Source organism: Streptomyces sp. NPDC004284 (genome assembly GCF_042874035.1).
Classification (GTDB): Bacteria; Actinomycetota; Actinomycetes; order Streptomycetales; family Streptomycetaceae; genus Streptomyces.
On sequence record NZ_JBIAMJ010000018.1, the window covers coordinates 1 to 13,089 of the forward strand.

General features: G+C 69.3%; 14 protein-coding genes and 3 pseudogenes. 4 read left to right on the forward strand and 13 right to left on the reverse strand.

The genetic code is table 11. The features are described 5' to 3' along the window. The 4 genes and pseudogenes from ACFYUS_RS32460 to ACFYUS_RS32475 form a co-directional block, all read right to left on the reverse strand. Window positions 1-112 (reverse strand): annotated as a pseudogene (locus tag ACFYUS_RS32460) (IS5/IS1182 family transposase); the annotation flags it as partial. 144 nt (window positions 113-256) lie between these two features. Continuing rightward, window positions 257-574 carry a transposase gene (locus ACFYUS_RS32465; protein WP_388860279.1) on the reverse strand — a complete coding sequence of 106 codons (318 nt, stop codon included), beginning with the start codon at window positions 572-574 and terminating at the stop codon, window positions 257-259. A 208-nt stretch (window positions 575-782) separates the two neighbouring features. Further along, window positions 783-1,250, reverse strand: coding sequence for a winged helix-turn-helix domain-containing protein (locus ACFYUS_RS32470; protein WP_388860282.1), 468 nt, complete (start codon window positions 1,248-1,250; stop codon window positions 783-785). 112 nt (window positions 1,251-1,362) lie between these two features. Continuing rightward, window positions 1,363-1,995 (reverse strand): nucleotide sugar dehydrogenase, encoded by a 633-nt coding sequence (locus ACFYUS_RS32475; RefSeq protein ID WP_388860285.1) that lies wholly within the window; start codon window positions 1,993-1,995, stop codon window positions 1,363-1,365. 66 nt (window positions 1,996-2,061) lie between these two features. Between ACFYUS_RS32475 and ACFYUS_RS32480 the strand changes: the two genes are divergently transcribed. Continuing rightward, window positions 2,062-2,835: a glycosyltransferase family 2 protein gene (locus tag ACFYUS_RS32480; protein ID WP_388860288.1), complete on the forward strand. Its 774-nt coding sequence runs from the start codon at window positions 2,062-2,064 to the stop codon at window positions 2,833-2,835. Between the two features lie 74 nt (window positions 2,836-2,909). On the opposite strand, the gene ACFYUS_RS32485 is transcribed toward ACFYUS_RS32480, so the two are convergent. From ACFYUS_RS32485 to ACFYUS_RS32520, 8 genes and pseudogenes are all read right to left on the reverse strand, one after another. Then, window positions 2,910-3,656: a TauD/TfdA family dioxygenase gene (locus tag ACFYUS_RS32485; protein ID WP_388860676.1), complete on the reverse strand. Its 747-nt coding sequence runs from the start codon at window positions 3,654-3,656 to the stop codon at window positions 2,910-2,912. A 404-nt stretch (window positions 3,657-4,060) separates the two neighbouring features. Then, window positions 4,061-4,402, reverse strand: a complete 342-nt coding sequence (locus ACFYUS_RS32490; protein ID WP_388860291.1) for a hypothetical protein — start codon at window positions 4,400-4,402, stop codon at window positions 4,061-4,063. Between the two features lie 288 nt (window positions 4,403-4,690). Then, complete coding sequence (locus ACFYUS_RS32495; RefSeq protein ID WP_388860294.1) at window positions 4,691-5,089, reverse strand: DUF5999 family protein; 399 nt, start codon at window positions 5,087-5,089, stop codon at window positions 4,691-4,693. A 216-nt stretch (window positions 5,090-5,305) separates the two neighbouring features. Further along, window positions 5,306-5,713: pseudogene (locus tag ACFYUS_RS32500) on the reverse strand (transposase family protein); the annotation flags it as partial. A gap of 173 nt (window positions 5,714-5,886) precedes the next feature. Continuing rightward, window positions 5,887-6,270, reverse strand: a complete 384-nt coding sequence (locus tag ACFYUS_RS32505; RefSeq protein WP_388860297.1) for a hypothetical protein — start codon at window positions 6,268-6,270, stop codon at window positions 5,887-5,889. Between the two features lie 263 nt (window positions 6,271-6,533). Further along, window positions 6,534-6,902, reverse strand: coding sequence for a transposase (locus tag ACFYUS_RS32510; RefSeq protein WP_388860300.1), 369 nt, complete (start codon window positions 6,900-6,902; stop codon window positions 6,534-6,536). A 120-nt stretch (window positions 6,903-7,022) separates the two neighbouring features. Next, window positions 7,023-8,954 (reverse strand): CHAT domain-containing protein, encoded by a 1,932-nt coding sequence (locus ACFYUS_RS32515; protein WP_388860679.1) that lies wholly within the window; start codon window positions 8,952-8,954, stop codon window positions 7,023-7,025. A gap of 429 nt (window positions 8,955-9,383) precedes the next feature. Next, a pseudogene (locus tag ACFYUS_RS32520) lies at window positions 9,384-10,133 on the reverse strand (tetratricopeptide repeat protein); the annotation flags it as partial. 147 nt (window positions 10,134-10,280) lie between these two features. Between ACFYUS_RS32520 and ACFYUS_RS32525 the strand changes: the two are divergent. From ACFYUS_RS32525 to ACFYUS_RS32535, 3 genes are all read left to right on the forward strand, one after another. Next, the gene (locus ACFYUS_RS32525) at window positions 10,281-10,970 is read left to right on the forward strand and encodes a hypothetical protein (RefSeq protein WP_388860703.1); all 690 of its coding nucleotides are present in this window, start codon (window positions 10,281-10,283) and stop codon (window positions 10,968-10,970) included. Window positions 10,971-11,108: 138 nt separating this feature from the next. Continuing rightward, complete coding sequence (locus tag ACFYUS_RS32530; RefSeq protein WP_388860303.1) at window positions 11,109-11,510, forward strand: hypothetical protein; 402 nt, start codon at window positions 11,109-11,111, stop codon at window positions 11,508-11,510. Next, a complete protein-coding gene (locus ACFYUS_RS32535) occupies window positions 11,507-12,436 on the forward strand; it encodes a hypothetical protein (RefSeq protein ID WP_388860306.1) in 930 nt (309 codons plus the stop codon). Before ACFYUS_RS32530 ends, ACFYUS_RS32535 begins: the two co-directional genes overlap by 4 nt. Window positions 12,437-12,520: 84 nt before the next feature. Here ACFYUS_RS32535 and ACFYUS_RS32540 read toward each other — a convergent pair whose 3' ends face one another. Beyond that, window positions 12,521-12,649 carry a hypothetical protein gene (locus ACFYUS_RS32540; protein ID WP_388860308.1) on the reverse strand — a complete coding sequence of 43 codons (129 nt, stop codon included), beginning with the start codon at window positions 12,647-12,649 and terminating at the stop codon, window positions 12,521-12,523. Window positions 12,650-13,089: the final 440 nt, after the last annotated feature.

A 13,089-nucleotide genomic window follows, 5' to 3' on the forward strand; every position in this document is an offset into this window, starting at 1 on the left:
CGTACAGCAGCCAGGCGACATGCTCGACGAGCTCATGCGGGACGTCGAGCGTGGCAGGATACGGAACCGACAGGGCCCCTTCGGTCGCCGGTGTGATGAGTGGAATCACCACGCCAACGACGAGGGGCCCTGCCTCGTCACCACACCCGCTGACCGGCCCATTTCACCCTCGAGCACAGGATGAAAGAGGTTCAGTGGAGGAGCGCTCCGCCGTCTACGACCGGTACTACAGCGACTGACGAATCTGCAGCGCCGGTCAGTCGTCCGTGATGAGGCCGGTGCCCGCAAGGCAGCTGTCGACGAAATCCGGGCGGTACTGGATCTGCTTGAGCCTGCGCTTCACGGCCCTGGTGATCTGGCCCAGGTCGGCTGCGGCAAGGTTGCCAATGTCGCGTTTGACCAGCGACCAAATGCCCTCCTGCGGGTTCAGGTCCGGCGCGTAGGTGGGGAGCTGGAACACGGTGAGCCAGGCGGCATTCGCGGCGATGAACTCCCGCATCCCGGCGGTCAGGTGGAGGCGGACGTTGTCCCAGACCAGCACGATCGGCCCGCCGAGCTGAATGCGGGCACGCACCAAGAGGTCGCGGAGGTGTCCCGCCAGCCGAAGCCCTTCGGATCGCCCTTACGCCCTCGGTACTCGCGGATGGCGTAGATCAGCCGGGACCACTCGCCCGGCTTGCAGCAGGTCATACCCGCCATCGACACCCGTCCGGAGCCCCGGCCGCGAACCCGGACGACCGGGGTTCGGCCGATCCGCCCCCAGGTTCGAGAGCGCGGCGGCGTCATCGACTGGCCGGCCTCATCCTCGAAGACGATCCAGCCGTCACGCGCCGCCGCACAGCTCCTACCCGTGGCCAGACCTCCTTCTTCCACAACTCGACCGCCGCATCGTCGAGCTCGACCGCCCGCCGGACGGGCTGCTGCCACGACCAGCCGTGCCGCTTCAGCAGCCGCCACGTGCCTTCCACTGTGTACGAAACGTGGAACAGCCGGCCGATCAGCGTCTTGACTCGCGCCGGCGTCCACCGCTGATCGGCCCAGCCGTGGACGAGTGGTCCACGCTCCAACTCCCGCTCCAGTCTCGTAATCTGAACCGAGCTGAGCCTGGGACGTCCGGGCGATCCCTTCGACAGGATCCCGGCCTCGCCTCGCTCGCGCCAAGCCCGGTGCCACCGCTCCACCGACCGCTCGCTCACCCGCAGCGCGGCAGCGATCTCCCGGTTCTTCTCCGCGCCCTCGAAGCGTTCCACGGCCTGCAGCCGGATTCGCTCCCGCGCGGCTCTCGGCGTCGGTCAGCCCGCCGCCCTGCGCGTACCTCACAGCCCCACAGCTACCGCAGCCGAAAGGCAAACATCCCCGACATCACCCAATCAAGTTCAGCAGCTCGGCGACCTTGGGCTCGGATACCGGCACCGTGGTCTGGAAGATGCCGTCGTGGAAGCCCTTGACCGCGTCAAGGGATTTGGCGTCGATTCCGGACACCAGCTTGGGCGTCCCCTCGAACGACCACCTCTTGCTCCCCGGAGCGATGCGAGCGATGCGTTCGGGGCTGAACCCCGCCAGGAAGTCCACCCCGCCCTTGAAGCCAGACGCCTTCTCCAGGATCCGCAGCAGCAGCTCCTCGGTGGCGCCGGGATAGGTCGTGGGCTCCAGGACCATCGTCGCGCCGGGACGAAGGTGCTCGCCCAGTGTCCGGGCGCAGGACTCGACGTAGGCCAGGTCGGGCACGCCGTCCCGCAGCGGGGTAGGCACGGTGATCAGCGCGACATCGAAACCGGCCAGCGCTTCAGTGTCGGCGGTCGCGGAGGAGGCCCCGGAGTCCAGCACCGCGCGGAGCCGTGAGGAAGCCACGTCCTCCACGTAGGACTGGCCGGCGGTGAGCTGCTGAACACGGTGCGTGTCCACGTCGTAGCCGACGACACGGTGACCCGCCTCTGCGGCGCGTACGGCCAGTGGAAGCCCTACATAGCCCTGACCAGCGACGACTACCTGCATGGCAGCTCCTGCTCGATTGCGGTGTTTGAATGGACCGTCGTTCCTGGTCTGGCAAGGAGAAGTGCTGTGCCCCTGGTGTCTGTCGTGATGCCCGTGTACAACTCGGCAGCCACCCTCGGCGCAGCCGTCCGATCGGTGCTCACGCAGACCCACAGCGACCTGGAGCTGCTGGTCACCGACGACCAGTCCTCCGACGGCTCCATGGACCTGCTCCGCGAGTTTGCCGAGCAGGACGAGCGCGTCCTGCTGGCGTCGGCACCCGAACAGGGCGGTGCGGGCCGGGCCCGTAACCTCGCGATCGAGCGGGCCCGCGGGGACTACATCGCGTTTCTCGACAGCGACGACATGTGGCTTCCGGAGAAGATCGAGAAGCAGCTCGCCTTCGCCGTGGAAGGTGATGCGCCTCTGACCTTCACCTCGTACTTCAAGATGGACGCCGACCACGACGGCGAGAGCACCGACTGGGTTCCGAACGGTCGGGTGGTCCGTGCGCGGGAGCACGTGGACTACCGCGCGATGCTGGTCCGCGATCACATTGGTGCGCTCACTGCCATGTACGACCGTAAGGTCCTGGGCACGAGGCTGATGCCGGAGATGCGCAAGCGCCAGGACTACGCATTGTGGTTGAGCATCATGCGGGACGGCTCTGACGCCCGGGGCCTGGCTGAGCCGCTTGCGGTGTACAGGGCCCATCAGGCGGGATCGCTGTCCTCCAACAAGCTGTCGCTCGTGCAGTACAACTGGGCCCTGTACCGCGAGCACGAGCATCTGTCGGTCCCACGGGCGACGCGGGCGCTGGCCGGCGCTGTGTGGCAGTCGCTGCGCAACTCGCGCATCTAGATCCGTGCACCGGGCCCGGGGGAGCCTGGGGCGCGACCGTTTCCGGGGGCGCCCGACCGGGCCCCGCCTCGTGGTCATGCCGCGTGCTCGGGGAGGCGGGACCCGGTGGGTCGCCGATGCCGTCGGCCGGCTGCGCGGCCGAGCCGTCGCCGACCCTCGCGCAGGAACAGCTGGAGGAGGAGCCGTCGATCGGCGACCGGGACGGTCTCCTGGCCGCTGTGGAGCGCTTCCCTGCCGTGCAGGAAGCGGTGCTGGTTCACGGTGAGGTGGTCCCCGGGTTCGAGCATGAAGGAGACCTGGCCCCGGACGAGCTCCGCGGCGAGCTCCCTGGCGGCGTCGGCGTACGCTTGGCCGAGCTGGGACCGCTTCAGCATCTTGCCGGTGAACCGGACGAACCCCTCGCCTGGGTCGGAGCCGTCCAGGATCGGGAAGGGCTTGTACTCCTTGCCGACGCCGTACAGATCGAAGAAGGTGCCGTAGTGGTAGGCCATCTCGGCCAGCAGTGCGCGGCTGTTCTTCGGTGGTCGTGCCACCGCCGCGCGGGCGTCGGAGAGGATGCTGGTGCCGCCGCCAAGCGGGTCGGGGCGGACGCACAGGAGCGTGGTGTGATCCGGGGGCAGGGTCGTGTTCACCAGGTCCATGTGGAAAAGCGTTCTACCCGATGCCGCTGGACTTGCCGGGGTCCTTGTCGGCCTTGACTCCGATGTCCTTCCACAGGGACCACCGCGGGAAGGGCGAGAAAGGGACCGCCACCTCGGCCGCGAAGGCCGTCGCCACCCGCAGGAACCGGTCGTCGTCGGTCCCCAGCGTCTTGGCGAGATTCCCCAGGCGCAGCACGGCGTATCCGCCGCCCTCCCCTGTCAGAGCGTTGCGCAGCGTCGCGGCGGTCTCCTCGCACTGCGGGGTGGCCGTCAGCTCGGCCCGGTACTGCTCCATGGTGGACTCCGCTAGGAACGGGCCGTCCAGTTCCCACGTAGGGGGAAAAGATCGATCAGAGCGGCTTCGAGTTCGTTTGGGATGTCGATGAACATGTGGAACTCCCTGTCTCTTGGGCTTTCGGGATGTCCTTCGGGTGCTGCTGTCGTCCGGACGGTCAGGGCCCCGATGGACACGAGGCCGGAGCAGACATGGTCCTGTGACGGTCATCCGCGCCGGCGCCTTCGCGCCCCATCGAGGCGCGCTGGATAGCGGAGCCATGGAGGCACCGCTGGCGCCTTCCCGTCGCTCAGCCCCTGGCAGGACGTAGCAGCCGGCGCCCGCCGTCATCTCGGTGGGCGACGAAGTCGTCCTTGACGAGCAGGCGGAGAGCGCGAGGCACCTTCTTCAGGTCCAGGCCGTGCCGGTTGGCCAGGATCACGGTCGGCAGGGGCGTGCCCGGCCGGTAATCGCCGCTTCGTCCGCCTGCCCGGACGGTCTGGTCGAGTGCGACGTCGTCGGGGTGTTGCTCGTTAGGGCCGAGGCGTCGCGGAACGCAGGTGCGGCCCGTGCAGACCACCTCGCCCATCTGATCCAGGTGCGACATCGCTGCCGCGATATGGCGTTGTTCGTGGCCGAGCTCGTCCGCCAACGCGCTCGGCCAGGGGAGGGGAGCTCCCACGGGGTACCGCGCCAGGTGGTTGCGCAGGATGTGCAGTAGGGCTGCATGGCGCCGGGCGAAGGGGGCGCCCGGCGGTCGCAGCGAGCTCTCCACAACAGCTACACCCAAGTCGGATGTATGGGGTGATGCGCTGGTAGACATGGTTCCTTCAGTGGTTACGCCTGGTCTCTACGAGCGCGGGGGGTGTACTTCCTCTCCGCCCGGTCCGGGGTGAGGTGGCTCGACCCACTTCTCGGAAAGGGGTGGTCGGGCAGGGGGTCATCCGCCTCTCTGGCGGAAGGTGACGCCCGACTCGGCAAGGAGGGCACGCACGAAGGTGTAGGAGCGCCGGCTCTGCCCTGCAAGGTCGCGGATGGAGGCACCCGCGTCGTACCGCTTCTGCAGCTCTTCACCCACCCGCGTCCGCGTGGCCCCGGCCACCAGTTTGCGGGGTGCCGGCCAGTCGAGGGGATCGGAAGTAGCCGCGCGCCGCACGCCGCGTCCCTCCATCCACCGCAGGGCGGTGCGCACCGACGATCTGTCCGTCCGGGAGCAGTTCTCCGATGCCCCGAAGGTCAGGACCCCGTTGCACAGCAGGCTCCAGCCCTGTACCAGGTCACAGACGACGGTCTGGGCGGCCCGTGATCGGCGCCGCTCGCGACGGGGTGGGGGGCTCACGCACGCACATGTTCGTCTGATCCCTGGCGGGATGGGGCTCGTAGCGCAGCGGCTGTCGCGCCTTCATCGCATGGGGGAGGACGCCGGTTCGAATCGGGCCGGTCCCATCCTGCTTGTTCTCCGGTAGCTTCCTGCGACCTTCAGAAGCATCCCGGGCGTTACTCAGGGTGGCCAGTCACAGAAGTTGTGCCAGAGCCTCTTCACGTGGACAGAGCCAATGACGACCTGGTGGTTGGTGGAGTATCGGTAGTTCTTCGACCGCTCGGCCGCCGTGTGGTCACGGGTGGGGACCAGGGTGCCATCCACGATGAGCACGGCGCTCTTGCGGAACCGCCTGCGGAGCCGGAGCGCGAGCAGGGGGCCGAGGTGGCTGATGATGCGGTCGGCCGCGGACTTGGAGACACCGAAGAGAAGGGCGTACTGGCGCAGCGTCAAGTTGGTGCGCCAGTACGCGGCGACCGGCAGCACCCGGTCCTCCAGCGGTAGGCTCCACGGCCGGCCCCTGCGGATCGTGTCCGCGCCTTCACGCCGCAGCATCGTCAGCGACTTGCCGAAGCAGCGTGTGCTCAGCCCGGTGAACGGGGCTATCCAAGACGGCTGTGACGCCGTGATCACACCAGTCACGGTGAGGTCTTCACACGGTTCCCGCCGGTACTGGCGCACTGATCATTTGCTTGGCGGGTACGAATCCTCTGGGGGAAGGTGTGACTCCGCGACTCCGGAGGCATCGAGGTGCGGTGGGCGGCGTCCGTCAGACCGTGGAGCAGGACGCGGAAAGACCGCTGCGGGTCGAGGGATCAGCGGTCTTCCCACTGGGCGCGGGCCAGCTCCGAGTTCGTCCGGATCAGGTCCTCGTCGTCCTCGAGCATGAACAGCGAGTACCGGCCCGTCGCGTCCAGGGCTTCGAAGACCCGATGGGCCCAGGCGTCCGTGTCCGGTTGATTGGCGGTGACCCGGGCCGGGTGGGAGCGGTGCGGCTCATCCAGGTCTGGCGGCACGGCGACCCAGACGTTCAGCCAGTGCTCGTTGTCCCCCCAGGTGAAGGAGGGGGATCGCCCGTCGGTGTCACAGAAGAACCGGATGCCGAAGGCCGCTTCGAGGTCGGCCGGCAGGGTCTCCGCGAGGGTGGCCCCAGGGGCCTGCGGCCCCCGGAAGCCGGCGTAGATGTCGTATTCACTCAAGATGATCAGCCTCAGCCCATGTCGAAGGTCTTGTCACAGCAGTATCCGATCAGTCGCACCTGGGCGGAGTTGCGCGCCGCCCCCAAGGTGCGCAAGAACGTGTGGAACCCCTTTGGGGCCTCGGCCCACGACCCAGGGGCCGTTGCATGATCGTGTTCCGTCCGGAATGCCGTGCCGGCCAGGACCTGGAGGGGCTTGCCCCGGTTCGGGCAGGGGGCGGACCGGGGGCGTCGCAAAGTCCGGTGATCTCGTGAGTGCGCTGGTCAGGCGATGCCCAGGAGGTCGAGTGGGCGGGTGAAAGGCTCGTAGGAGGCGTGGCGGAGGCTGGCGGCGATGTTGCGGTGCCCGGCGGTGCGGAGGACGTTGACCGCCAGGTTTCGCAGGGCGGCCATGTTCTCCGGGCCGTGGCCTGTGCGGATCTTCGAGGCGTCCTCGGCGAAGGCGGTGTCGCGGACGAAGTGGAGCCGGTTCTCGATGGTCCACTGCGGCCTGGCGAGCCGGCCCAGCCGCTCGGGCGAGGCTTCCTGCGAGGTCAGGTCCGTGATCGCGTAGACGGTCTGGTGGCTGACGGTGCCGGTCTTGAGGTCGGTGCGGTGTCGCAGGATGCCACGGCCGTGCGGGAGTTCACCCACATCGGCCAACCCCTCGCCGAGAGCGAGGGCCTCGCACGCCATCGCCGTCCGCCGCGCCCGCGAGGCCCTCACCCACTGGCATGGCCGACGCCGTACGTGAAAGCAGGTGGGTGGGTGGGGTCATGTACCGGTGTGGGTGTGGGCGGCCCACAGGCTGGGGGCATGGGGGTACCTGCTGCGGAGGCGTTGGGTGGCGAGGTGAAGGGCGAGGGCGCTTCGATCGGGCCGGGGCGGAGCCGTGCCGTTGTCGGTGAGGTGGGTGTAGAAGTCGGTGCCGAGTTGGGCGGCGGTGCGGTCGTCGACGGGCCACAGCGTACCGATGACGTGCCGGTAGCCGGCGAGGTGGAAGGCGCCGGTGATGTGGAGGGACTCGTCGACCAGGCGGGGGGCGGTGTTGCTGGTGTCGCAGGCGGAGAGGTAGGCCAGCTCGGCAGTCAGGTCCAGGGCGGTGATGTCGGAGAGGGTCAGGGGGGCGGTGGCGTGGTCGGTGAGGACCAGGTGGCTCCGGGCGGGGTCGGTCCAGTCCGCTTCGCCGTGGCAGGAGAAGTGGGCGATGCCATGGCTGGGCAGCGCGTTGAGAACCGTGTCGCGAGTGGGGGTGGCCAGGAGGTGGGCGTCCGGGATCAGGGACGTGATGGCGGTGGTTTCGACACGGACGCCGGGCAGTGGCGGGGTGCCCGGGGCGTTGGCGGCGGCGACGACCAGGGTGCTGGGGGTGGAGGGTCCGGACTGGCGGGTTCTGGCATGGGCGAGGGCGCGCACGGTCGTGGTGTAGGAGGAGACGACACGGTCGAGGACGGTCCGCGGTCCGCCCTCCCGCTGGGGGTCGTCGGTGTGGTGGCCGGCCGCGTGGAGGGGGAGATAGGCGAGGGGGCCGACCGGGCACCACCACAGGCGGGGCCAGCGCTCACCGGGCTGATGGGCGGTCGTGTGGCCGAGGTGGGTCAGAACGGGCTCAGCGATGGTGTCCCACAGCCAGGCCAGAGCGGCGAGGATCTCCTGCTGGGCTTCGACACGTGTCCTGGGGGCGATCTCGTGGTCGGTGGTGGCGCGCAGGGCGGCCAGGAGTCGATTCCCCTGGTCGAAGGCGGCATCCTGGGTCAGCGTCGGCAAGGGCACGACCCGGACAGGGGCGTCGGCGGAGTCGGTGAGGACGAGTGCGTCGCAGCGGCGGGGGCTGGCGGTGACGAAGACGACGGGTCCCTCGTGCGCATGGCGGGCGAGCTCGTTGATCGGGGGCGCGTGGAGGAAGTCCTCGAAGCCCGGGAGGCCGGAGATGCGCGCGAGGAGACTCTGCCAGGCGTCGTGGGCCTCGCGCCTGTGCTCTGCCAGGCGCTGGTTCGCCTCCCGGAGTGCTTCCGGGGCATCCGCCGATGACGTGGGGCGAGGGCGGTCCAGGGCGTCGAGGCGGACCCGCAGTCGGCGCAACTCGTCGGCCAGGTGGGGGGCGTGCTCGCGCAGGCGGACGGAGTCACGGCTGCGCAGACCGAGGGTGTCGGCGGCGAGGATTCCGCGGGCGCTCTCCAGCAGTTCCACGGCCCGCGCCGGCCGGCCTGCGGCGAGCGCGGCGGCGGCGGCCTCCGCCGGTAGATCTGGCAGGCGGCCGAGCTGGTACTCGCGGTCGGCGCGGCCCAGACTGCCCGGGGCGAGGGACGCCGTCAGGCCAATGGCCTCCTCCAGGGCTTCCAGCCCCGCCCGAGGGGCGTCGGGGCCGGAGGCCAGGAATGCGAAGCGCCGATACGCCTTGATGCGGGTGACCGTGTCACTTGTCGTGCTGCCCGCGGCCTCGCTGAAGTGGCGGCATGCCTCCTCCCGCGCTTGCGTCCCGCCCGTGACTTCGAACAGGTTTGCCAGCTTGCCGCCGAGGCTGTTGAGGTACACGGCGCGGTGGGGGTGGTCGTGGGGGGTGGCGCTGACGGCCTCCCGGCTGACCCGTATGGCTTCTTCCAGTACCTTCATGTCACCGGTGCGTTCGAACAGGGTCTGCAAGATGTTTCCGAGGTTGTAGAGGTGCATGGCGTGGCCGGGGTGGTGGTGGGAAGTGGCGGCCACTGCTTTCCGGCTGGTCCTTACAGCTTCCTTCAGTACCTCGATGTCACCGATGTGCTCGAAGAGGGCTGCCAGCGTGCCGGTGAGGTTGTTGAGGCACACGGCGCGGTGGGGGTGGTCGCGGGGGATGGTGGCCACGGCTTCCCGGCCGACCTGTGCGGCTTCTTCCAGTACCTCGATGTCACCGGTGCGTTCGAACAGAGTCTGCAGGGTGTTTCCGAGGGTGCTGAGGTGTACAGCGTGGTCGGGGTGGTGGTGAGGGACGGAGGCCACGGCTTCCCGGCCGACCTGTACCGCCTCTTTCAGTACCTCGATCTCACCGATGTGCTCGAAGAGGGTGGCCAGCGTGCCGGTGAGGTTGTTGAGGCACACAGCGTGGTGGGGGTGGTCGCGGGGGATGGTGGCCACGGCTTCCCGGCCGACCTGTGCGGCTTCTTTCAGCACCTCGATGTCACCGGTGCGTTCGAACAGGCGCTGCAGGGCGGTCCCGAGGTTGTTGAGGGGGGACGCTCGTTTGGGGTGGTGGTGAGGGACGGTGGCCACGGCTTCCCGGTTGACCTGTACCGCTTCCTTCAGTACCTCGATGTCACCGACGCGTTCGAACAGGCGCTGGAGAGCGACCCCCAACGAGGTCAGGTACCCGGCGCGGTTGGGGTGGTTGTGAGGGGTGACGGCCACTGCTTCCCGGCCGGCTTGTACTGCTTCCTCCAGTGCCTCTGGCCGCCCCGTGCGTCCGGACAGCGTCTGCAGCGCGTTCACAAGGGAGTTGAGGTACATGGCGCGTTGGGGGTGGCCATGGGGGACAGCGGCCACTACTTCCCGCTGGACCTTTACGGCTTCCTTCAGTACCCCGATGTCACCGACGCGCCCGAACAGCGCCTGCAGCGCGTTCCCGAGATTGTGCAGGTACCCGGCGCGGTGGGGGTGGTCGCGGGGGGTGGTGGCCACTGCTTCCCGGCCGAGCTGTACCGCTTCTTCCAGCGCCGCAAGGTCACCGATGCGCTCGAAGTGGGTTCGCAGCGTGCTCCCGAGGTTGTTGAGGTGCATGGCGCGGCCGGGGTCGTCGCGGGGGGTGGTGGCCACAGCTTCCCGCCCGAGCCGTACCGCTTCTTCCAGCGCCGCAAGATCACCGATGCGCTCGAAGTGGATTCGCAGCGTGCTCCCGAGGTTGTTGAGGTACATGGCTCGGTAGGGGTGGCCCTGGGGAATGGTGGCCACTGCTTCCCGCTGGATCTTTACGGCTTCCTTCAGTACCTCGATATCACCGACGCGTTCGAACAGGCGCTGGAGAGCGACCCCCAATGAGTTCAGGAACCCGGCGCGGTCGGGATGGCCTTGAGGGGCGGCGGTCACGGCCCCCCGACCGACCTGCACGGCTTCCTCCAGTACCTCGATCTCGCCGACGCGCTCGGACAGGAATTGCAAGGCGTTCCCGAGGTTGTGCAGACCGGCAGCGTGGCTGGGGTGTTCCTCCGGAAGCATGGTGTGCACCGTGCGGAACGCGGCGACGGCCTGCTCGAGTACGTCCCGTTGCCCCGTGCGCTCGTATGCGGTGAGCAGATCGACGGCACGAGCCTGCGCGGTGGCCATGGCGCGCGGATCGAACTCCGGCACGGGGGTCCCGACGGCAGATTCTTGCAGCGTACGGTGCAAAGGCTCGGGAACGGACTGAGGGCTCACTCGATGGACGGGGGCAAAGAACCGGGTAGCAGCTGCCAGATCATCCCGGCCGTGGCCCTCGGAAAGGGCGAGGTGGCACAACCAGTGGTACCAGCCCAGGACCTGTGCGGCGGACAGATCGTGCTCGGGGTCGGTGACACGCTCCAAGTCGCGGGCGGCACGGCGGACCTCAGGTTCGAGGATGTGAGTGGAGTCGCCGACGCTGAGGGCGAGGTGACTGTTGAGGGCGGCGAGTGCCGCATCGCGGTCCGGCATGGCAGATATCCCCCGAAGGAACAGCATCACTGTCGGGGCCCGATCTGCATGCCCAGGCAGGCCGCGACTGCACGCGCAACATGAGTGTTGCGCCTTGAATGGATGCTAACCACGGCACAAGCCGCACAACCTATACTTTGGCCAACTCGGGGGAGCAGGGCCCCGTTTGCCAGCGCAGGACCCACGAGTACCAGCCAGGTGGAGCCGTACGGAGGGGGCGACATGGACGACGTGGTGGGCGAGCGCGTGGCGGCGCTGTGCGGTGAGCTCAGCCGCTGGCCGGAGCTGGCGACGATGATCCGCGACGCCGGGGCGCTGCCGCAGCTGAGCGAGCTGCTGGCGCTGCTCGCCAACCGGGCCGAGCCCGACGAGCGGCAGGTGGCCGCGCTGATCGACGCGATCGAGGACGCCTGCGCCCGGCAGGGCCTGCCCGTGCTGACCCGCCGTGTCCCGTCCTTGCCGCCGGGCGTGGGAGCGGACACAGGGGAGATCGCCGGGTGGACCTGCCCGCTGGGCAGGTGCAGCCGGGTGGTCCTTCAGGACGAGACCCCGCACCCGCCGACCTGTGCGGCAGCCTGGGGCGAGGACGGACGCATGAAGCCCTACTCGCCCGGCCTGCGGTGACGAGCACCTTTCTGGCCGGGATCGGCACGAAACTCGCCGATCGGTGGCTCAACGCGCTGCTACTACCCGGCCTGTTGTGGACCGCGCTGCTCGCCACAGGCCTGTACCTGGGCCAGGACCACCCCTTCGCCGCCAACCGATTGGGCGACCGGCTCGACCAGCTCGCTGCCCGCCCCGCCGCCCACGCCTCCGCCACGGTGGCACTCGCCGCATCCGCGGTCCTGCTGACCAGCACCGGTGCGGGACTCCTCGCCGGCGCTCTCGGCGGCCTGGTCGAGCGGTTGTGGGCGCTGCCCGGCGACCTCCCGCCTGCTTCCTGGATACGGGCCTGGCGCCAAAGACGTTGGGACACGGCAGGCGAGCAGTTGAAGACCGAGATCCGGCACGCCGCCCGGGCCACAGACGACGGGGCCGCCCGGACCCGCGCCGCCCGGGTGCGCGCCCGGCAGCGCCGACGGGCCCATCTCGGCCCCGCCCGGCCGGGCCACACCACCCGCATGGGCGACCGGTTCGCGCTCGCCACGCTCCATGCCGCCCAGAACAACGGCCTCGACGACCTGGCCCTGGCATGGCCACGCCTGTGGACTGTGCTGTCTGCTGAGCTCCGCACCGACCTCGCAGCCGCCCGCGACACCTACGCCGCCACCGCCCGCCTCGCCGCCTGGGGACTGCTCTACTTCACCCTCGCCGCCGCCTGGTGGCCTGCCGCCCTGATCGGCGCCGCCGTCCTGACCACTGCCGCCGTACGCGCCTTTGCCGCCGCGGATGTCCTGGCCGACCTGATCGAGACCGCCTGCGACCTGTACCTCAACGATCTGGCCGACCGCCTCGGCATCCCCACCACCACGCCCGCCGCAGAGACCGGGCACGCGATCACCGGACGCCTGCGCACCACCGCCCCAAGCACCTCGGACAGGGCCTTGTAGGGGCCGTGGTCAGAGGGCGGTCTGCAGCCGGTGGACCGCGAGGGCAACGACGAGCACGCTTTCGGACGCCTGGGAGTGCCACCGTCACCCGGTCCACCTGGCAGCCGGGACCGTGACCGGCGACGGCTCCACCTCCGCGTGCAGCCGCGGCACCGGCTCCGACGACGCCGGCACCTCGTACAGCGTGTCGGCGACCGCGATCAGCGTGAACATCACTCCCTCGGGGGTGCTTACGGTGCAGGGTCCCTTGCGTGATCGGGATCTGTCCGGATGGATCTGTCCGGATGCATCCGGTGAGACCGAGGGCGGCCAGGGGCCTTCGGCAGCCGCGGGCGCTGTGGCGTAGGGCAGCGGCGATGTCGATGTCGCCGTCCTGGCGGTGGACGCCGATGGCGAGGTTGCGCAGGCCGGCCATGATGCGGGGGAGATGACCGACGTGGATCTTGGAGTCGTCCTCGCGGAATGTGCGGTCGCGGACGTGGTGCAGAAGGTTTTCGATCTTCCAGTGCCCCCTGATCCAGGCGGCGAGCCGGGGTCCGGTCGCCGCGCCGGGCGGCAGGCTGGTGATCAAGTAGACGCGCTCGATGGTGAGCTTGCCGGTGGTGAAGTACTTCCTCCAGCACACGACTTGCAGGGCCTGGCGGGCGTCGGGG

Bases quoted from the DNA above. Each gene is read 5' to 3' on its own strand.
- ACFYUS_RS32475 (WP_388860285.1), bottom strand. From the start codon at position 1,995: ATGCAGGTAGTCGTCGCTGGTCAGGGCTATGTAGGGCTTCCACTGGCC.
- ACFYUS_RS32525 (WP_388860703.1), top strand. From the start codon at position 10,281: ATGGCCTTGAGGGGCGGCGGTCACGGCCCCCCGACCGACCTGCACGGC.
- ACFYUS_RS32530 (WP_388860303.1), top strand. From the start codon at position 11,109: ATGGACGACGTGGTGGGCGAGCGCGTGGCGGCGCTGTGCGGTGAGCTC.
- ACFYUS_RS32540 (WP_388860308.1), bottom strand. From the start codon at position 12,649: ATGTTCACGCTGATCGCGGTCGCCGACACGCTGTACGAGGTGCCGGCG.